Source organism: Longimicrobium sp., assembly GCF_036554565.1.
Lineage (GTDB): Bacteria > Gemmatimonadota > Gemmatimonadetes > Longimicrobiales > Longimicrobiaceae > Longimicrobium.
Genome location: NZ_DATBNB010000410.1, coordinates 1 through 2,052 on the forward strand (window position 1 = coordinate 1; position 2,052 = coordinate 2,052).

1 protein-coding gene is annotated in these 2,052 nt (G+C 69.5%); it reads right to left on the reverse strand.

Annotated elements, in window-relative coordinates:
• Nucleotides 1-452: 452 nt before the first annotated feature.
• Nucleotides 453-2,052, reverse strand: a 1,600-nt coding sequence (locus VIB55_RS11265) for a vitamin B12 dependent-methionine synthase activation domain-containing protein (protein ID WP_331876759.1), incomplete at its 5' end; no start/stop codon positions are given.

Here is a 2,052-nt window from a genome sequence, read left to right on the forward strand (position 1 = left end):
CGCGGGAGAGAGGGGAACTTGGGTCGAGGTTCGACAGGGCGCGGCTCTGCCTCTGGGAGCCCCCTCCCCCCGGCCCCCTTCCCCCGCTGCGCAGGGGAGGGGGAGACCGGAATCGCGCCTCGGCTGGCCCCGCGCACCCGACTGCGCGTGCAGTCCGCGCAGGCGGACTTTGGGCCGTTGTTGCCGCGAATTCATTCGCCCCAGCGGGCCCGGCCCCGCGCCTCCCTGCCCGATATCGCACCTCAATCCCGAAGTGTACCCCCTCTCCCACGCTGTTTGTGGGAGAGGGTGGACGAGGCTAAGCGAGGACGGGTGAGGGCCCCACGGCAGCCGAGGCCTCGGCGACGGTGATCGCTGCCGCGCCGTGGCTCAGAGGCATCCGCCGCTAGATCCTTCGGCCGGGGGCGCCGGCCCGTGCGCCCAGGCTTGCCTCAACGCACCGATCCCCGCCCTCAGGTGCTGAAGTACTTCGCCGCCGGGTGGTGCACCACCAGCGCGGCGGTGGACTGCTCCGGGTCCAGCTGGAACCCGGCCGTCAGCCCCACGCCGATCTTTTCCTTCACCGGCAGCAGGCGGAACAGCACCTCGTGCTGCTCCACGTCGGGGCACGCGGGGTAGCCCCACGAATAGCGCAGCCCCCGGCTTCCCTCCATCCCCAGCTCCCGGCGCACGAGCCGGTTCACGTACTCGGCCGTGCCCTCGGCCGTCTGCACGCTGAAGCCGTGCAGGAAGTACCCCTCGCTGTAGTCGCCGCCCTGCGTGCGCCGCTCGATGAACTCGGCGGCCTTGTCGCCGCTCGTCACCACCTGCAGCGGCAGCACGTCCTTCGGACCCTCGCCGTTCAGCGGGCGGAAGTAGTCGGCCAGGCACAGCTGCTCGCGGTCTTCCTGCCGCGGAAAGCTGAAGCGCCCGATCTCCTTCGTCCGGTCGGACGGATCGAACACCACCACGTCGTCGCCGTCGCGCCCCGCCGGGAAGTAGCCGTAGATGGCCCGCGGCCGCAGCCACCCCTGCGTGCGCGCCTCGCGGGTGTAGCGCGCCAGGCGCGGCTCGAAGTCGTCCTTCACCACTCGGTCCCACTCGTCGCCCTTCAGGTTGCGGGCGCCCCACTGCATGCGGTACAGCGTGTTCAGGTCGATGCACTCCACCACGTCGTCCACGGGGATCTTGTCGAGCACCTTCCATCCCCAGAACGGCGGCGCCGGCACGTCGGCCTCGGGCATGGCGTTCTCGCGGCTGGCGGGGCGCTGGTCCTTCGCCGACGCCTTGCGCTCCTCGTACTCGCGCTGGCGCCGCACCATCTCCTCGTTGTGCGCGCTGACGAACTCCCGCCCGTCTTCCGCCATCAGGCGGTCCATCGTCGCCAGCCCCTCGAAGGCGTCCTTGCAGTAGAACATCCCAGACGCGTACGGCTGCTCGCCGATCAGCGACGCGCTGCGCACGAAGCTGGGGTTGATGGCCGCGCCGCCGACGAGAAGCGGGTAGCTCAGCCCGCGCTTCGACAGCTCCTGCGCCGCCAGCGGCATCTGCTTGGAGGTAGACACCAGCAGCGCTGAGAGGCCGATGGCGTCCGCACCCACCTCCTGCGCCTTTTCGATGATGGTGTTCACCGGCACCTGCTTGCCCAGGTCGAACACGGTGTAGCCGTTGTTCGAGAGGATCGTGTTGACGAGCGACTTGCCGATGTCGTGCACGTCGCCGTACACCGTGGCGAGGACCACCTTCCCCTTGGTGTAGCCTTCCTTGCGCTCCAGGAACTGCTCCAGGTGCTTCACCGCACGCTTCATGACCTCGGCGCTCTGGAGCACGAACGGCAGAATGAGCTCGCCGGCGCCGAACTTGTCGCCGACCTCCTTCATCGCCGGGAGCAGCACCTCGTTGAGCACCTGCACCGGGCGCTCGCGCACGCCGGCCGCGTCCAGCCGCTCCTCGATGCCGTCCTTCTTCCGGTGCAGGATCATCCAGTGGACCGCCTGCTCCGGCGTCATGCCCGCGGTCGGGTCCGCCTTCTCTGCTCCCTGGTCCTTGCTCCCGACTCCCTCCTTCTCGAAG